The sequence below is a fragment of the Cupriavidus sp. UYPR2.512 genome (assembly GCF_000379565.1).
Classification (GTDB): Bacteria; Pseudomonadota; Gammaproteobacteria; order Burkholderiales; family Burkholderiaceae; genus Cupriavidus.
In genome coordinates this window covers 1-1,069 of sequence record NZ_KB903134.1, presented here as the reverse complement: position 1 = coordinate 1,069, position 1,069 = coordinate 1, and the positions used below count along the sequence as shown (strand labels likewise).

Here is a 1,069-nt window from a genome sequence, read left to right as displayed (position 1 = left end):
TCACAACATTGCGCGGGCGACGCTTGCTGATTTGCTCAACCCACGGACCTGGCTCCTTCGCACGCGTCAACACGCTGCGCGCGCCGTGAATCAGCAGCGTGCGCAGATACGTGTCACCTCTCTTGCTGATGCCATGCAGTTTGATCTTGCTGCCCGATCCGGCTTGCTTTGGCACCAACCCGGCCCATGCAGCGAACTCGCGCCCCGAACTGAATGCTTTTGGATCACCCATCATCGCGACTGCCGCTGTTGCCGTTAGCAGGCCAACGCCAGGAATCTCGCTGATTGCCGTTACCGCCTGGTCTTCTTTCTTCCACTCGCGCATCCGACGCTCTATTTCAGCAACCTGCTCATCCAGCTTCGTCAATCCCTTCCATTGCTCCCTCAACGTGTCGATCAACACCGCAGGCAGGCGATCGGCAAGCCGACCAAGCACTTCCGGTATCTCCTTGTCCAGCGCAGCCCGTCCCTTGCTCATCACCTCGCCGTATTCTGTCAGCAGCCCACGCAGTCCGTTGACCTGCATCGTGCGGAATTTCACCAACTGCTCACGCATTCGGTGCAGCCCCAGCATTGCCTGTTGCATCTCGGTCTTCACGGCGACGGCCTTACTCGGCCGCTGCGCCGCCAGCCAGATCGCCTTCGCATCTGCTGCATCATTTTTGTTGCGGATGTTGAATGCCTTGACGAACTCCGCCGGCATCAGCCTCACCTCGTGACCCATCTTCATCAGTTGCCGAGCCCAGTGGTGCGCGCCCCCACACGCTTCCATTCCGATCAGGCAGGGGGCTCGATTCGCGAAATGCTCCAGGAACTTTGCCCGCTTGATCGGTTTGTTCACGATCTCTCCCGTTTCCTGATCGACGTAATGCAACTGAAACACGTTCTTGGCGATATCCACACCCACTGCCATACAATTCGTCATTGGATCCTGAAATGCATGCATTTTCCACTTTGGGCACATCGATGCCGTTGGCCCGTGAGGATCCACCTTACTTCGCTTTCGTTCACGGGTGGGACGCGTTCATTTCATTCTTTGCGGATCATGCGCATGGTCTCGATGCCACCG

1 protein-coding gene is annotated in these 1,069 nt (G+C 57.7%); it reads right to left on the bottom strand.

The annotated features are described in order from the left end of the window. Positions 1 to 925: IS110 family transposase (locus tag A3A5_RS0123470; protein WP_081623975.1), on the bottom strand; the 925-nt coding region annotated here is incomplete at its 3' end. Between the last annotated feature and the right edge of the window lie 144 nt (positions 926 to 1,069).